We start from the raw sequence: 14,961 nt of genomic DNA on the forward strand, positions 1-14,961 counted from the left end.
ATAAAGATTACAGCGCAGGCTCTATCCTACAGGTCTCGCAAACAACAAATCCCTCCAGTGCAGGAGGGTTCGCAATTCAAGTGCCGTGGGCAATGGCGGATATTTGCCACACGGGACGATTGAGGAAACTTGCAATGACGACTCGTCAGCCAATCTACAAATCCCTGTATTTCCAGGTGATCGTCGCAATCGTAATCGGTATTTTGCTCGGTCACTTCTACCCGCAAACCGGCGTGGCCCTCAAGCCACTGGGTGACGGGTTTATCAAACTGATCAAAATGGTCATTGCCCCGATCATCTTCTGCACCGTTGTCAGCGGCATCGCCGGCATGCAAAGCATGAAGTCGGTTGGCAAAACCGGCGGCTACGCGCTGCTGTACTTCGAAGTGGTGTCCACCATCGCACTACTGATTGGCCTGATCGTCGTCAACGTTGTGCAACCGGGCGCCGGCATGCACATCGACGTGGCGACCCTGGACGCTTCGAAAGTCGCTGCCTATGTGACTGCCGGTGCAGACCAGAGCATTGTTGGCTTCCTGCTTAACGTGATCCCGAACACCATCGTGGGCGCATTCGCTACCGGCGATATTCTGCAAGTGCTGATGTTCTCGGTGATCTTCGGTTTTGCCCTGCACCGCCTGGGTGCCTACGGCAAGCCGGTACTGGACTTCATCGATCGTTTTGCACACGTGATGTTCAACATCATCAACATGATCATGAAACTGGCGCCAATCGGTGCCCTGGGCGCCATGGCGTTCACCATCGGCGCCTACGGCGTAGGTTCGTTGGTGCAGTTGGGCCAGTTGATGATTTGCTTCTACATCACCTGCGTGCTGTTCGTGGTCGTGGTGCTGGGCGCCATCTGCCGCGCGCACGGTTTCAGCGTGTTGAAACTGATCCGCTACATCCGTGAAGAATTGTTGATCGTACTGGGTACTTCCTCGTCCGAATCCGCACTGCCACGCATGCTGATCAAAATGGAGCGTCTGGGCGCGAAGAAATCCGTAGTAGGCCTGGTGATACCGACCGGCTACTCCTTCAACCTCGACGGTACGTCGATCTACCTGACCATGGCTGCCGTGTTCATCGCCCAAGCGACTGACACGCACATGGACATCACCCACCAGATCACCCTGTTGCTGGTGTTGCTGCTGTCCTCCAAAGGCGCGGCGGGCGTGACCGGTAGTGGCTTCATCGTGCTGGCTGCGACCCTGTCGGCTGTTGGCCACCTGCCGGTTGCCGGCCTGGCGCTGATCCTGGGTATCGACCGCTTTATGTCCGAAGCCCGCGCGCTGACCAACCTGGTGGGTAACGCTGTTGCTACCCTGGTTGTGGCCAAGTGGGTCAAGGAGCTGGACGAAGACAAGCTGCAGGTAGAGCTGGCTTCCGGTGGTCGCGGTATCTCCGATACCCGTGAAGAAGATGACCTGGGCGTGGCCGAAGGCCCTGCACCTGTCAGCAAGTAATACGCTGATGGTGTGAATAGCACCTGAAACGCTGCAAGCGCCCCGACCTGTTCGGGGCGTTTGCGTTTCTGGTCGGTCACTTTTGAGCGTTTTGATTTACATTGAGTCATGTCTTCAAGCGTTTCCATTAGATGAAACTCACAGCGGCTAGCTCGTTCCAAGACTGATTAGCCCGCCGTATTGACGCGGCATCGCCTGCAGGAGTGTTGATGGACAGTGTGGATTTGAATGTCCTGCGCAGCGTGCTCGAATGGCGCCGCGCCGGAGAACGAGTGGTGTTGTACAGCGTGGTTCAGACGTGGGGCAGCGCGCCGCGCCCGCCGGGTGCGATGCTGGCCTTGCGCGGCGACGGGGTGGTGATCGGCTCGGTGTCGGGCGGTTGCATCGAAGATGACTTGATCGCGCGGTTGCAGGACGGTCGCTTGCCTGCTGATGGGCCACCTGTGCAACTGGTGACCTACGGCGTCACCCGCGATGAGGCCGCGCGTTTTGGTCTGCCTTGCGGCGGCACGTTGCGCCTCACAGAAGAGCGGGTGGGCGACTGGCGCTGGGTCGAAGAGCTGTTGCAGCGTTGTGAAGCGCATCAAATCGTCGCGCGCGAATTGGACTTGGGCACCGGTGACGTCAGCCTGAGTGTTGCGAGCAAGACCGATGTTGTGACTTTCGATGGCGAACGCCTGCGCGCCATTTACGGCCCGCGCTGGCGCCTGTTGTTGATCGGCGCCGGGCAGTTATCACGCTACGTGGCTGAAATGGCACGGTTGCTGGATTTCGAAGTGCTGATCTGTGACCCGCGTGAAGAGTTCGTCTATGGCTGGGAAGAGCAGCACGGCCGCTTCGTGCCGGGCATGCCGGATGAGGCGGTGTTGAATATCCAGACCGACGAGCGCACGGCCATTGTCTGCCTCACCCATGACCCGCGACTCGACGATATGGCGCTGCTGACGGCGCTGAACTCCACGGCGTTCTACATCGGCGCCCTCGGCTCGCGGGTCAATAGCCAAAAGCGCCGGGAGAACCTCGCCGAGCTGGGTTTATCGGCCGAGGCGATTGCACGTTTGCATGGCCCGATCGGTTTGCACATCGGCAGCCACACCCCAGCGGAAATTGCGCTGTCGCTGATGGCCGAAATCGTCGCGATCAAGAATGGCGTGGCACCCACGCAGAAAAAACCGCAGCCGGTGCTGGCGCAATGAGCGTCACCGCAATTGTGCTGGCGGCAGGGCAGGGCAGTCGTTTCAGGGCTGAGGCGGGAGCGGATGCAGACAAGCTGCTGGCCGATTGTGTAGGGCGCGATGGCGTCACGCGGCCGGTCATCGAGCAGGTGTTGTTGAACCTGCCGGCGCAGGTCGTAAAGCGCTGGGTGGTTACCTCACCGCACCGGCATGAAGTGATTCGCTTGGCACAGGCTTACGGCTGCGAAGTGTTGCTGCTGCAATCGCATGGCATGGGCGACAGCATTGCGGCCGCCGTTGCGGCCAGTGGCTCAAGTGATGGCTGGCTGGTGGTGCTGGGGGACATGCCGTTTATTTTGCCGGCGAGCATTGAGCGAGTGTTGGTGAACCTGGAAGGCATCAACGTGCCGGTGCACGCTGGCCACTATGGGCACCCGGTTGCGTTTGGTCGTGCGTTCGGGCCAGCGTTAATGGCGTTGACGGGAGATCGTGGGGCCAGGCCGTTGTTTGCGCAGACGACGGTGCATGAAGTGCGGGTGGAAGATCCCGGCGTGCTTTGGGATGTGGATGTGCCGCACTTATTGGATTTCGCGCCAATCTGAAACGTCCGGCTATAAAAAAGCCCCGCCTGATCACTCAGGCGGGGCTTTTTAGTAGCGTCTGGAATCAGACGAGCGGTTTAGGCTCGTGCTCTGCTTCCTCAGCCTTATGCTCAGCCGTTGTTTCAGCAACCGGGGCTGGCGCCTCGATCACTTCGGCAGCAGCCGGTGCAGAAGCAGCGGCAGCAGCGGCTGCTTCAGCTTCCTTGCGACGGCGACGCACTTCACGTGGGTCATTCGGCGCACGACCGTTTTCGGTCAGGGCACTGGCAGGCGCGGCTTCAACCACTGGCGCGGCGACTTCAGCAACCACCGGCGCCTCGACCACTGGCGCTGGCTCGGCAACCACAGCCGGAGCGGCTTCAATCACTTCGGCAACCGGTGCAGGCGCTTCCTCTGCCACTGGGGCAGGGGCTGGTGCTTCAACCGGAGCGGTTGGCTCGGCAGTCCATTGGAAGGCGGTCTGTTCTTCGCGAACTTCACGCACTGCCGGGGCTGCTTCTTCGACAACCGGCGCTTCAACCACTGGCTGAGGTTCAACCACCGGTGCAGGCTCAACAGCTACCACTTCCACTTCGGGTTGGGCATCGCGAACCGGTGCAACTTCCACTTCCGGAGCCGCTGGGGCTTCGATCGGGGTAGTCGCTTCAACAACGGGGGCTTCAACAGCCGCTGCTTCAAACACTGGGGCTTCAAACGCAGGTGCTTCAACCGCTGGGGCTTCAAGCACAGGCGCTTCAACCACTGGCGTTTGCGCGACTGGCGCTTCTACCGCAGCCGTTTCTTCAACAGACGCAGTAGCACGTTCAGCTTGCTCGTGAGCTTGGGCTTCAGCGGGTGCACTGATCACCGAGCTGGCAACGGCAGCAGTAACGGCCAGGCCAGCAGCCAGTTCGGCGCCAGTCGGTTCGGCTTCTGTGTGCTCGCCGGACTCTTCCGAGCCTTCGATCACATTGCCATTGGCATCACGCTGACGCTCACGACGGTTGCTGCGACGACGCTGGCCACGGGAGCGGCGGCGTGGACGATCGCCTTCGGCGTTGTCCTGGCCGTCATCCTGCAGTTGCTCTTCGCCAGTCAGTACTTCTTCTTCGTCGCTGGTGGCAGCAGCTTGCTCTGCGCGTGGTTGACGCTCTTCACGCGGTGCACGCGGTTGGCGTTCTTCACGTGGGGCGCGTTCTTCGCGCGGCTGGCGAGCCGGGCGTTCTTCGGTGGTGGTGGCTTCGGCAGCGACGGCCGGTGCGGCGTCCAGCGGCTCGCGCAGCTCACGTACACGTTCTTCACGCTCGCCACGCGGCTTGCGATCTTCACGTGGGGCACGTGGGGTGCGGGGAGCGCGCTCTTCACGCGGTGCACGTTCTTCACGCGCTACAACCGGCGTTTCTTCACGGGCTTCGCGCGGTGCACGTTCTTCACGTGGCGCGCGTTCTTCACGCGGTGCACGTTCTTCGCGAGGCTTGCGCTCTTCGTCACGGCGGCCGTTGCGGTTACGGCTTTGCTGGCGACCGTTGCGACGCTCCTCGTTGCGCGCTGGGCGCTCGGATGCCGGTTTTTCGACCACAACCGGAGCAACAGGCTCCTCTTTGGTGGCGAACAGGCTGACCAGCGACTTCACCAGGCCTTTGAACAGGCTTGGCTCAGGCAGGGCGGCCGGTGCGGCAACCGGCGCTGCTACTTCAGCAGGCACAGGTGCATTGGCGCGAGCCGGGGCAGTCTTCACGGCTGCTTCCTGGCGAACCAGGGTGCGGGTCGCGGCGGCTGGCTGAACTTCTTCGACTTCGGCAGCGGCAGCCGCGATTTCGTAGCTGGACTGGTTAGTGTGCGCTTCCGGGCTGTCATCACGCAGGCGCTGCACTTCGAAGTGCGGCGTTTCGAGGTGATCGTTCGGCAGAATGACGATGCGGGCACGCGTGCGCAGTTCGATCTTGGTGATCGAGTTGCGTTTTTCGTTGAGCAGGAAAGCTGCAACCGGGATCGGCACTTGCGCGCGGACTTCGGCGGTGCGGTCTTTCAGCGCTTCTTCTTCGATCAGGCGCAGGATCGCCAGGGACAGCGATTCAACGTCACGGATGATGCCGGTGCCGTTGCAACGCGGGCAGACGATGCCGCTGCTCTCGCCCAAGGATGGACGCAGGCGCTGACGCGACATTTCCAGCAGGCCGAAGCGCGAGATGCGCCCGACTTGTACGCGGGCACGGTCGGCTTCGAGGCATTCGCGGACTTTTTCTTCCACGGCGCGCTGGTTCTTGGCCGGGGTCATGTCGATGAAGTCGATCACGATCAGGCCGCCGATGTCGCGCAGGCGCAGCTGGCGGGCGATTTCTTCAGCCGCTTCCAGGTTGGTCTGCAGGGCGGTTTCTTCGATGTCGCTGCCTTTGGTGGCGCGCGCCGAGTTGATGTCGATGGACACCAGGGCTTCGGTCGGGTCGATAACAATGGAGCCGCCGGAAGGCAGTTCGACCACGCGCTGGAAGGCGGTCTCGATCTGGCTTTCGATCTGGAAACGGTTGAACAGCGGAACGCTGTCTTCGTACAGCTTGATCTTGCTGGCGTACTGCGGCATCACCTGGCGGATAAAGGTCAGGGCTTCGTCCTGCGCTTCAACGCTGTCGATCAACACTTCGCCGATGTCCTGGCGCAGGTAATCGCGGATGGCGCGGATGATCACGTTGCTTTCCTGGTAGATCAGGAATGGCGCGGAACGGTCCAGGGACGCTTCTTTAATAGCGGTCCACAGTTGCAGCAGGTAGTCGAGGTCCCACTGCATTTCTTCGCTGCTGCGGCCAAGGCCTGCAGTGCGCACGATCAGGCCCATGTCGGCCGGTGCGATCAAACCGTTCAGCGCTTCACGCAGTTCGTTGCGCTCTTCGCCTTCGATGCGACGGGAAATACCGCCTGCACGCGGGTTGTTCGGCATCAGCACCAGGTAGCGACCAGCCAGGCTGATGAAGGTGGTCAGGGCAGCGCCCTTGTTGCCACGTTCTTCTTTTTCGACCTGAACGATAACTTCCTGGCCTTCAGTCAGGACGTCCTTGATGTTCACGCGGCCTTCAGGGGCTTTCTTGAAGTATTCGCGCGAGATTTCTTTGAGGGGCAGGAAGCCGTGGCGCTCGGAGCCGAAATCGACAAAGGCAGCCTCAAGGCTTGGTTCGATGCGAGTAATACGGCCTTTATAGATATTGGCCTTCTTTTGCTCGCGTGCACCGGATTCAATGTCCAGGTCGTAGAGGCGTTGGCCATCTACCAGTGCAACACGCAACTCTTCGGGTTGGGTTGCGTTAATCAGCATTCTTTTCATGTTGTACCGTCGGTTTCCGGGCTGCCGGAAACGGCGTTCGGCACACACGACTTCTCACGGTCGGTGTCAGGTGCGTCAAGAGTGGTTGGCCACTCCAGTGTCCAGCAAAACCCGCCAATAGGGGCCGGTATCGCGACGGACGCGTCCTGCTTGTTAGCGGTGGTGACAAAGGCACCACTTCAACAAAAGCTAAGGTCAGGAGGAGGAATCAACCGGCGACTGTGGACGAGATGAAGCGTCTAAATATAAGCCTAGTGCTACACAGTCCGACGGTTGTGCATCTCCACCCTACACGTATCCCTGATAATTCGGGTGCTGCCGCGCGCAGAATCCGCAGCGGGTTGGCATTTACCGTGTTCTCCAATGGGGAGTTCACGCTCATGGCTAAACAAGACTGAATGTGGGCGACTGCGCTCGCACTCAGCTCTTAACAGGCGTTGTTTCCGAAGCATTCGCCATGGTCTGGCTCAAGACTGACTGCACTTTGTGAACTGGCCGTAAATATCGGCGCAAAAGGCGAGTATTTACTCTGCTTTTTGCACTCGCTTCAGGCCTCATGTCACCTGCGCTCGTTACAATCCCGAGCCTCCCAAGGTGGCGAAAGCCCCGTAGGACGGCCTCGCGTCCTGATGAATTGCGATGGTCAGGGCCGGCGTTTTGCCGCAAGTCCTCTGTCCAGGCCGCTTTTGACGGCGTTCGCGACTATAGCAGCAATGATTAAGTGCTTCAATTCCATAAAAAATTGTTATCATCGCCGCCATGACGACTACCGCCCCCCAGACCCCCAGCGTCCAGCTGCTTGAGGTCTCGCCGGAATATGCCGGCCAACGCATCGATAATTTTCTATTGGCCAGGCTCAAAGGCGTGCCCAAGACCTTGATTTACCGCATTTTGCGTAAAGGCGAAGTGCGCGTGAACAAGGGGCGCATCAAGCCCGAGTACAAGCTGCAGGCGGGCGATATCGTCCGTGTGCCGCCGGTTCGCGTGCCTGAACGTGACGAGCCGGTGCCACTCGCCCAAGGCTTGTTGCAGCGCCTTGAGGCGTCGATTGTGTTCGAAGACAACAAACTGATCGTGATCAACAAGCCCTGCGGCATTGCGGTTCACGGCGGCAGCGGCCTGACGTTCGGGGTGATTGAAGCCTTCCGTCAGTTGCGCCCGGATGCCAAAGAGCTGGAGCTGGTGCATCGCCTGGACCGTGACACGTCCGGCCTGTTGATGATTGCCAAAAAACGCAGCATGTTGCGCCACCTGCACACCGCGCTGCGTGGCGATGGTGTCGACAAGCGCTACATGGCGCTGGTGCGTGGCAATTGGGCAAGTTCGATCAAGAGCGTTCGCGCGCCGTTGCAAAAGAGCAACCTGCGCTCCGGCGAGCGTATGGTCGAAGTGGACGAGGAGGGCAAAGAAGCCCTGACCCTGTTCAAAGTGCTGCGCCGCTTTGGCGACTTCGCCACGATGGTTGAGGCCAAGCCGGTTACCGGGCGTACTCACCAGATTCGCGTACACACCCTGCACGCAGGCCACTGCATTGCAGGCGACACCAAGTACGGCGACGAGGATTTCTCCAAAGAGATTCGCGACCTCGGCGGCAAGCGCCTGTTTTTGCACGCTTACATGCTGACGGTGCCGCTGCCCGACGGCGGTGAGCTGAAGCTGCAGGCCCCGGTCGATGATATGTGGGCCAAGACCGTGGAGCGTTTGAGTGTCGCACCGTGAATACAAGCTGCTGATTTTTGATTGGGACGGTACGCTGGCAAACTCCATTGGTCGGATCGTCGAGTCGATGCACATGGCCTCGACCCGTTCCGGCTTTGCGTTGTGCAGCGACCTGGCGGTCAAGGGCATCATCGGCTTGGGTTTGCCCGAGGCGATCCGCACCTTGTACCCGGCAATCGACGAGCCAGCGCTGATAGCGTTTCGTCAGCATTACGCCGATCACTACATCGCGCTGGAAGCTGAGCCTTCGCCGCTGTTTGACGGCGTAAGGCAATCTCTGGAGGCGTTTCGCGCCGACGGTTATTACTTGGCTGTGGCCACCGGCAAGGCCCGTCGCGGGCTTGACCGGGTACTCAAGGCCCATGGCTTTGAAGATTATTTCGACATCACCCGCGCGGCGGATGAAGCCGCCAGCAAGCCTCATCCTCTGATGCTTGAGCAGATCATGGCGCACTGTGGCGTAGCGCCGAGCGAGGCGCTGATGGTGGGTGACGCGTCCTTCGACCTGATGATGGCGCGCAACGCCGGTATGCACAGTGTGGCGGTCAGCTACGGTGCCCAGGCTGCCGAGGCCTTGCAGCAATACGAGCCCCGGCTGACGATTGATCATTTTTCCGAACTGCAGGCCTGGCTCAACCAGGCCCAATAAGTCTTTGCTGGGGTTAATGGCATGAGTGATGAGTGGAAAGCGCCTGAAACGGCCGACCGTGGCGATGATAAAAGCTGGAAGCTGCTGGAGAAGACGCTCTTGGCCAGCGTGCAGGAGCAGCGCCGTTCGCGGCGGTGGGGGATTTTCTTCAAGTTGCTGACGTTCGTGTACCTGCTCGGCATGCTGGCGTTGTTCAGCCCACTGATGGACATGGAAAAAAGTGCTACCCGTGGCAACAACTACACGGCCTTGATCGAAGTGCGCGGGGTGATTGCCGACAAGGAATCCGCCAGCGCCGACAACATCGTCACCAGCCTGCGTGCTGCGTTTGAAGACCCCAAGGTCAAAGGCGTGATTCTGCGTATCAACAGCCCTGGCGGCAGCCCTGTGCAGTCGGGTTATGTGTACGACGAAATTCGCCGCCTGCGCGCGTTGCACCCGGATACCAAGCTCTACGCGGTGATCGCCGACCTGGGCGCCTCGGGTGCCTATTACATCGCCAGCGCGGCTGATCAGATCTATGCCGACAAGGCCAGCCTGGTGGGCTCGATTGGTGTGACCGCGGCCGGTTACGGGTTTGTCGGCGCCATGGAGAAGCTGGGTGTGGAGCGCCGCACTTACACCTCCGGTGAACACAAGTCGTTCCTTGACCCGTTCCAGCCGCAAAAGGCCGATGAAACCCAGTTCTGGCAGGGCGTGCTGGACACGACCCATCGTCAGTTCATTGCCAGCGTAAAGCAGGGCCGTGGCGATCGTCTGAAGGATAAGGACCACCCGGAGCTGTTCTCCGGGCTGGTGTGGTCGGGCGAGCAGGCGTTGCCGCTGGGCTTGATCGACGGTCTTGGCAGTGCCAGTTCGGTGGCGCGCGACGTGATCGGCGAGAAAGAGCTGGTCGACTTCACCGTTGAGGAGTCGCCGTTTGATCGCTTCTCGAAGAAGCTCGGCGCCAGCGTGGCCGAGAAGTTGGCCATGTACATGGGCTTCCAGGGCCCGACCTTGCGCTGATCTATCAAGGCTGTCATAGCTCAACATGTGGAAGCTGAGCATGTGGGAGGGGGCTTGCTCCCGATGGCGGTGGGTCAGTGGCAGATAAACTGGCTGATATACCGCTATCGGGAGCAAGCCCCCTCCCACATTGGTTTTGCAGTGTATTTTTAAGGGGGTTGCTCGCCTTCCGCCATTCCAAAAGCCGAAATTGCGCTGAGTTTCCGAGGCTGGCATAGCTCAACATGTGGGAGGGGGCTTGCTCCCGATGGCGGTGGGTCAGTGACAGCTAAGCTGGCTGATATACCGCTATCGGGAGCAAGCCCCCTCCCACATTGGTTTTGCAGTGTATTTAAGGAATTTGCACGCCTTCGGTCAGCAACATGTCTATCAGGCGAATCAGCGGCAAGCCGATAAGGCTGGTGGCATCTGCGCCTTCGGTGCTTTGGAACAGGCTCACACCCAACCCCTCTGCCTTGAAGCTGCCCGCGCAGTCATACGGTTGCTCAATACGCAGGTAGCGCTCGACACGCTCAGCGTCCAGCACGCGCATCTGTACGGTGAAGGGCACGCAATCGACTTGGCAGTGCCCGGTCTGGCTATTGAACAGCGCCAGGCCGGTGAGGAAGCTCACCCGCTTGCCGCTGGCCGTCAGCAACTGCTCACGGGCGTTTTCGAAGGTGTGGGGTTTGCCGATGATCCGGCCGTCGAGCGCCGCTACCTGATCCGAGCCGATAATCAGATGCCCTGGGTAGCTCGCTGCAAGGGCGCGGGCTTTTTCTTCGGCGAGGCGCTTGACCAGCTCGATGGCAGACTCATTTTCACGATGGCTTTCGTCGATGTCCGGCGAGCTGCAGATGAACGGTAGATGCAGCCGGCTGAGTAATTCCCGGCGATAAACCGAGCTGGATGCGAGTAATAAAGGCAGCATGGGCGTCTCCTCAGGGCGGTTGCGAATTCTAGCGGCGTGACCCGCTGACGCACAGGGCTGAATTTCCTTTGACATGGCTGGGTGCATCCCTATAATGCTGCGCCTATGTTGAATGACCCGATTCCACCTCACGTTGACCCGCGCAAATTGGCTGATCGTGGCACTTCCCTTCAAGGTGAATTGCTGCTGGCCGATTTGGAGAGACTCTGCGACCCGCTTTCCGACACTGTCGGTACGGTGCAGGCTAAATTCGTTTTTGAACGAGATGAACGTAAATCTGTGGTAATTCACAGTTTTATCGACACCGAAGTCAAAATGGTTTGCCAGCGTTGTCTTGAGCTGGTCACCCTGCCGATTCACAGCGAGTGCAGTTATGCTGTGGTGAAGGAGGGTGCGAATACCCAGTCGTTGCCGAAAGGTTATGACGTGCTGGAACTGGGCGAAGATCCTTTGGATCTGCATGCACTGATCGAGGAGGAGCTTTTGCTCGCCTTGCCCATTGTGCCTGCTCATCATCCGGAAGAATGCCAGCAGCCGGAGGGGCTCGATGATGAGTCCGAACCGAGCGAGGACGAGGTAACGCGGTCCAACCCGTTCAGTGTATTGGCGCAGTTAAAGCGTGACCCAAACGTTTAGGAGTTAATCAATTATGGCTGTTCAGCAGAACAAAAAATCCCGCTCTGCCCGTGACATGCGTCGTTCGCACGACGCCCTGACGGCAAGCACTTTGTCTGTAGAAAAAACCACCGGTGAAATTCACCTGCGTCACCACGTATCGCCAGAAGGCGTATACCGTGGCCGTAAAGTGATCGACAAGGGCGCTGACGAGTAATCACTTGTCTGCTCAAGTCATCGCGATTGACGCAATGGGCGGGGACTTCGGTCCCCGCAGCATTGTTCAGGCTTGCATTGCCAGCCTGTCTGCAACGCCCTCGCTGCACCTGACCCTCGTTGGTCAACCCTCCCTGATTGAAGAACTGATTGCCAGCCATCCGGCGGTGGATCGCGCGCGCCTGACGATTACGCCCGCCAGCGAAACCATCAGCATGGATGAAAAGCCGGCGACGGCCCTGCGTGGTAAACCCGACTCTTCGATGCGCGTGGCCCTGGAGTTATTGCGAGACGGCAAGGTGCAAGCCTGTGTCAGTGCCGGCAATACCGGTGCCTTGATGGCATTGTCGCGGCACGTCCTCAAGACGCTGCCGGGTATTGACCGGCCGGCGATGGTGGCGGCCATTCCGACGCAGAAGGGCTATTGCCAGCTGCTCGACCTGGGCGCAAACGTCGATTGCACTGCCGAGCACCTGTTCCAGTTTGCGCTAATGGGCTCGGTGGCCGCTGAGGCGCTCGGTGTGGCGCGGCCGCGGGTCGCGTTGCTGAATATCGGCACTGAAGACATCAAGGGTAACCAGCAGGTCAAGCGAGCCGCCAGCCTGTTACAGGGCGCGCGGGGTTTGAACTACATCGGCTTCGTCGAGGGTGACGGCCTGTACCGTGGCGAGGCGGATGTGGTGGTGTGCGACGGGTTTGTTGGTAATATCCTGCTCAAGTCCAGCGAAGGCCTGGCAACCATGATCGCCACGCGTATCGAGGCGTTGTTCAAGCAGAACCTGGCGTCACGTATGGTGGGCGCTTTGGCGCTGCCATTGATGCGCCGCTTGCAGGCTGACTTGGCACCGGCGCGGCACAATGGTGCGAGCTTTTTAGGGCTGCAGGGCATCGTGGTGAAAAGCCATGGCTCGGCGGGCGTGCAAGGCTTTCAAAGTGCTATAGCGCGGGCGTTGATCGAGATCCAGGAAAACCTGCCGCAACGCCTGCACGGCCGTCTAGAGGATCTGTTGCCTTAGGCGAATTGGCCCGGGAATGCTTAAATGTGACCGGCCAGTTCAATTGACCATCCAATCTGTCAGTTTCGTGCGCTCCCACTGTAGGAGTGTGCATTTTTGACGACCAGATTATTAGGGGCTTGTTACATGTCTACATCCCTCGCATTCGTCTTTCCAGGGCAAGGTTCGCAGTCCCTCGGCATGTTGGCCGAGCTGGGCGCGCAATACCCGCTGATCCTGGAAACCTTCAAAGAAGCTTCCGATGCTCTGGGCTACGACCTGTGGGCATTGACCCAGCAGGGGCCGGAAGAGCAACTCAACCAAACCGATAAAACCCAGCCGGCCATCCTGACCGCCTCGATCGCCTTGTGGCGTGTGTGGCTGGCGGAAGGCGGCGCGCGCCCGGCTTATGTGGCCGGTCACAGCCTGGGCGAATACAGCGCTCTGGTTGCAGCGGGCAGCCTGACCCTCGCTGAAGCGGTCAAGCTGGTCGAGCGCCGTGGTCAGTTGATGCAAGATGCGGTTCCGGCCGGGCAGGGCGGCATGGCCGCTATTCTCGGGCTGGACGACGCTGTGGTGATCGAAGCCTGTGCCGAAGCGGCGCAAGGTGAAGTGGTCAGCGCGGTGAACTTCAACTCGCCGGGCCAGGTGGTGATCGCCGGTGCCAAGGCTGCGGTTGAACGTGCCATCGAAGGCTGCAAGGCGCGTGGTGCAAAGCGCGCCTTGCCATTGCCGGTCAGCGTGCCGTCGCACTGTGAGCTGATGCGCCCGGCCGCCGAGCGGTTTGCCGAGTCGATTGCCGCCATCAACTGGCAGGCACCGCAGATCCCGCTGGTGCAGAACGTCAGCGCGGCCATTGCCGTCGACCTCGACACCCTCAAGCGCGACCTGCTGGAACAACTCTACAAGCCTGTGCGCTGGGTTGAGTCGGTTCAGGCGCTGGCCGCCAAGGGCGCTACCGAGCTGGTCGAGTGCGGCCCCGGCAAAGTCCTGGCTGGCCTGAACAAGCGCTGCGCCGACGGCGTATCGACTGCCAACCTGAATACCCCGGATGCCTTCGCTGCTGCTCGCGCGGCGCTGGTCTGAACTCTTAATCCTGAACCACGATCCCCGAACTTAGGAGAAGCCTGCATGAGTCTGCAAGGTAAAGTTGCACTGGTTACCGGCGCCAGCCGTGGCATTGGCCAGGCGATTGCCCTGGAACTGGGCCGTCAGGGTGCCGTTGTAATCGGCACCGCCACATCCGCCTCGGGTGCCGAGCGTATTGCCGCAACCTTGAAGGAAAACGGCGTTCAAGGCACCGGCCTCGAGCTGAACGTAACCAGCGACGAATCCGTTGCCGCTGTTTTGGCTGAAATCACTGCACAGTTCGGCGCACCGGCTATTCTGGTAAATAACGCCGGTATCACCCGCGATAACCTGATGATGCGCATGAAAGACGACGAGTGGTACGACGTGGTCGATACCAACTTGAACAGTCTGTTTCGCCTGTCCAAGGGCGTTTTGCGTGGCATGACCAAGGCGCGTTGGGGCCGAATTATCAATATTGGCTCCGTAGTGGGTGCCATGGGCAACGCAGGCCAAGTAAACTACGCTGCGGCCAAGGCCGGTCTGGAAGGTTTCAGCCGTGCATTGGCACGTGAAGTCGGTTCGCGTTCGATAACGGTCAACTCGGTGGCCCCTGGGTTCATCGACACCGATATGACCCGCGAGCTGCCGCAAGCACAGCGTGAAGCGTTGCTGACACAGATTCCGCTGGGCCGTCTGGGCCAGGCTCAAGAGATCGCGAATGTGGTCACTTTCCTGGCATCCGACGGTGCGGCATACGTGACTGGGGCTACAATCCCGGTTAACGGCGGGATGTACATGAGTTAAATTGTGACGGATCGCTTCAAAAAAATGTCATACGAGCTGTCTAAAATCCGTTATAAAGCTGCAACTTAATTTATAGGCAGGTGGTCGGCCGGGTACGCGGGTGAAGCTTTCAGTTGAAAAACTGAAAAGGCTTTCTATACACTTACCCACTGGCCAGCTGCCTGAATTTGTCCATTAGGAGTTAAACAAGGTATGAGCACCATCGAAGAGCGCGTCAAGAAAATCGTTGCCGAGCAACTGGGCGTTAAGGAAGAAGAAGTCAAAAACGATTCTTCCTTCGTAGAAGACCTGGGTGCCGATTCCCTTGACACCGTTGAGCTGGTGATGGCTCTGGAAGAGGAATTCGAGACCGAAATCCCGGACGAAGAAGCTGAAAAAATCACTACTGTTCAAGCTGCTATCGACTACGTTACTGCTCACCAGGCGTAATAGTTTGTAG

At 59.6% G+C, this 14,961-nt stretch carries 14 protein-coding genes; 12 read left to right on the top strand and 2 right to left on the bottom strand.

The features are described from left to right. Positions 1–134: 134 nt before the first annotated feature. The 3 genes from ACOZK9_RS05990 to ACOZK9_RS06000 all read left to right on the top strand — a co-directional run bounded on the left by ACOZK9_RS05990 (position 135) and on the right by ACOZK9_RS06000 (position 3,243). Entirely contained in the window at positions 135–1,466 is a 1,332-nt protein-coding gene (locus tag ACOZK9_RS05990; protein WP_058414089.1) for a dicarboxylate/amino acid:cation symporter, read from the top strand. Positions 1,467–1,675: 209 nt separating this feature from the next. After that, the gene (locus ACOZK9_RS05995) at positions 1,676–2,662 is read left to right on the top strand and encodes an XdhC family protein (RefSeq protein ID WP_058414088.1); all 987 of its coding nucleotides are present in this window, start codon (positions 1,676–1,678) and stop codon (positions 2,660–2,662) included. Continuing rightward, positions 2,659–3,243 carry a nucleotidyltransferase family protein gene (locus tag ACOZK9_RS06000; RefSeq protein ID WP_122251033.1) on the top strand — a complete coding sequence of 195 codons (585 nt, stop codon included), beginning with the start codon at positions 2,659–2,661 and terminating at the stop codon, positions 3,241–3,243. Before ACOZK9_RS05995 ends, ACOZK9_RS06000 begins: the two co-directional genes overlap by 4 nt. A gap of 64 nt (positions 3,244–3,307) precedes the next feature. On the opposite strand, the gene rne is transcribed toward ACOZK9_RS06000, so the two are convergent. Beyond that, on the bottom strand, positions 3,308–6,538 hold the full coding sequence (gene rne / locus ACOZK9_RS06005; protein WP_421555445.1) for a ribonuclease E: 3,231 nt from the start codon (positions 6,536–6,538) through the stop codon (positions 3,308–3,310). A gap of 759 nt (positions 6,539–7,297) precedes the next feature. On the opposite strand from rne, the gene rluC reads away from it, so the two are divergent. Genes rluC through ACOZK9_RS06020 form a run of 3 tightly spaced genes read left to right on the top strand, consistent with a single transcriptional unit; the run spans position 7,298 to position 9,911 of the window. Next, positions 7,298–8,257: a 23S rRNA pseudouridine(955/2504/2580) synthase RluC gene (gene rluC, locus ACOZK9_RS06010; protein ID WP_058414085.1), complete on the top strand. Its 960-nt coding sequence runs from the start codon at positions 7,298–7,300 to the stop codon at positions 8,255–8,257. Then, positions 8,244–8,906: an HAD-IA family hydrolase gene (locus ACOZK9_RS06015; protein ID WP_421555446.1), complete on the top strand. Its 663-nt coding sequence runs from the start codon at positions 8,244–8,246 to the stop codon at positions 8,904–8,906. Before rluC ends, ACOZK9_RS06015 begins: the two co-directional genes overlap by 14 nt. A gap of 21 nt (positions 8,907–8,927) precedes the next feature. After that, positions 8,928–9,911 carry a S49 family peptidase gene (locus ACOZK9_RS06020; protein WP_058414083.1) on the top strand — a complete coding sequence of 328 codons (984 nt, stop codon included), beginning with the start codon at positions 8,928–8,930 and terminating at the stop codon, positions 9,909–9,911. 331 nt (positions 9,912–10,242) lie between these two features. On the opposite strand, the gene ACOZK9_RS06025 is transcribed toward ACOZK9_RS06020, so the two are convergent. Beyond that, positions 10,243–10,821, bottom strand: coding sequence for a Maf family protein (locus ACOZK9_RS06025; RefSeq protein WP_421555447.1), 579 nt, complete (start codon positions 10,819–10,821; stop codon positions 10,243–10,245). Between the two features lie 105 nt (positions 10,822–10,926). Between ACOZK9_RS06025 and ACOZK9_RS06030 the strand changes: the two genes are divergently transcribed. The 6 genes from ACOZK9_RS06030 (at position 10,927) to acpP (ending at position 14,951) form a co-directional block, all read left to right on the top strand. After that, positions 10,927–11,457, top strand: coding sequence for a YceD family protein (locus ACOZK9_RS06030; RefSeq protein ID WP_015885435.1), 531 nt, complete (start codon positions 10,927–10,929; stop codon positions 11,455–11,457). Between the two features lie 13 nt (positions 11,458–11,470). After that, positions 11,471–11,653 (top strand): 50S ribosomal protein L32, encoded by a 183-nt coding sequence (gene rpmF / locus ACOZK9_RS06035; RefSeq protein ID WP_008152339.1) that lies wholly within the window; start codon positions 11,471–11,473, stop codon positions 11,651–11,653. Between the two features lie 4 nt (positions 11,654–11,657). Continuing rightward, a complete protein-coding gene (gene plsX / locus ACOZK9_RS06040; RefSeq protein ID WP_099236189.1) occupies positions 11,658–12,668 on the top strand; it encodes a phosphate acyltransferase PlsX in 1,011 nt (336 codons plus the stop codon). Between the two features lie 126 nt (positions 12,669–12,794). Next, positions 12,795–13,733 carry an ACP S-malonyltransferase gene (gene fabD / locus ACOZK9_RS06045; RefSeq protein WP_058412351.1) on the top strand — a complete coding sequence of 313 codons (939 nt, stop codon included), beginning with the start codon at positions 12,795–12,797 and terminating at the stop codon, positions 13,731–13,733. Between the two features lie 45 nt (positions 13,734–13,778). Further along, on the top strand, positions 13,779–14,522 hold the full coding sequence (fabG, locus tag ACOZK9_RS06050; RefSeq protein WP_058412350.1) for a 3-oxoacyl-ACP reductase FabG: 744 nt from the start codon (positions 13,779–13,781) through the stop codon (positions 14,520–14,522). Between the two features lie 192 nt (positions 14,523–14,714). Then, on the top strand, positions 14,715–14,951 hold the full coding sequence (acpP, locus tag ACOZK9_RS06055; RefSeq protein ID WP_058412349.1) for an acyl carrier protein: 237 nt from the start codon (positions 14,715–14,717) through the stop codon (positions 14,949–14,951). The last annotated feature ends 10 nt before the right edge of the window (positions 14,952–14,961 follow it).

This window comes from Pseudomonas kitaguniensis (assembly GCF_049199985.1).
In the GTDB taxonomy this organism is placed as follows: domain Bacteria; phylum Pseudomonadota; class Gammaproteobacteria; order Pseudomonadales; family Pseudomonadaceae; genus Aquipseudomonas; species Aquipseudomonas kitaguniensis.

Bases quoted from the DNA above. Each gene is read 5' to 3' on its own strand.
- ACOZK9_RS06020 (WP_058414083.1), top strand. From the start codon at position 8,928: ATGAGTGATGAGTGGAAAGCGCCTGAAACGGCCGACCGTGGCGATGAT.
- acpP (WP_058412349.1), top strand. From the start codon at position 14,715: ATGAGCACCATCGAAGAGCGCGTCAAGAAAATCGTTGCCGAGCAACTG.
- ACOZK9_RS05990 (WP_058414089.1), top strand. From the start codon at position 135: ATGACGACTCGTCAGCCAATCTACAAATCCCTGTATTTCCAGGTGATC.
- ACOZK9_RS06025 (WP_421555447.1), bottom strand. From the start codon at position 10,821: ATGCTGCCTTTATTACTCGCATCCAGCTCGGTTTATCGCCGGGAATTA.
- rpmF (WP_008152339.1), top strand. From the start codon at position 11,471: ATGGCTGTTCAGCAGAACAAAAAATCCCGCTCTGCCCGTGACATGCGT.
- ACOZK9_RS06030 (WP_015885435.1), top strand. From the start codon at position 10,927: ATGTTGAATGACCCGATTCCACCTCACGTTGACCCGCGCAAATTGGCT.
- fabG (WP_058412350.1), top strand. From the start codon at position 13,779: ATGAGTCTGCAAGGTAAAGTTGCACTGGTTACCGGCGCCAGCCGTGGC.
- ACOZK9_RS05995 (WP_058414088.1), top strand. From the start codon at position 1,676: ATGGACAGTGTGGATTTGAATGTCCTGCGCAGCGTGCTCGAATGGCGC.
- rne (WP_421555445.1), bottom strand. From the start codon at position 6,538: ATGAAAAGAATGCTGATTAACGCAACCCAACCCGAAGAGTTGCGTGTT.
- fabD (WP_058412351.1), top strand. From the start codon at position 12,795: ATGTCTACATCCCTCGCATTCGTCTTTCCAGGGCAAGGTTCGCAGTCC.
- ACOZK9_RS06000 (WP_122251033.1), top strand. From the start codon at position 2,659: ATGAGCGTCACCGCAATTGTGCTGGCGGCAGGGCAGGGCAGTCGTTTC.
- rluC (WP_058414085.1), top strand. From the start codon at position 7,298: ATGACGACTACCGCCCCCCAGACCCCCAGCGTCCAGCTGCTTGAGGTC.